General features: G+C 61.2%; 1 protein-coding gene. It reads left to right on the forward strand.

Annotated elements, in window-relative coordinates; translation table 11 throughout:
- On the forward strand, positions 1-400 hold a 400-nt coding region (locus SB756_RS28285), incomplete at both ends, for a substrate binding domain-containing protein (protein ID WP_410912802.1).

Below are 400 nucleotides of genomic sequence, written 5' to 3' on the forward strand. Positions count from 1 at the left end.
CATCGGTACGCTGGCTGATTCCACGCTGATTGCCCGTCCGCTCGGCGAGCTGAAGCGGGTTATCTGCTGCAGCCCCCGCTATCTGGAACGGGCAGGCGTGCCGCAGCAGCCAGAAGCCTTGCTGCAACATGCCTGTCTGCGCTACGGACGTGAAGGTCAGAATGGCTGGGAACTGCAGGTCAATGGTAAACCCAAGTGGCTGGCGGTTCAGGGACCGATGGTGAGTAACACTGGCGAGGTCCTGCGTGATGCCGCACTGGCAGGCTTAGGACTGGTATTGTTACCCGCCTTTATTGTTGAGACAGCCCTGCAACGCGGTGAACTGGTGACCGTGCTGGACGACTATCTGCCGCCCCCGCTCTCCCTGAATGCGGTTTACCCGCAGCACCGTCAGCGCAGC

This window comes from Pseudomonas sp. SIMBA_068, assembly GCF_046534705.1.
GTDB lineage: Bacteria > Pseudomonadota > Gammaproteobacteria > Pseudomonadales > Pseudomonadaceae > Aquipseudomonas > Aquipseudomonas putida.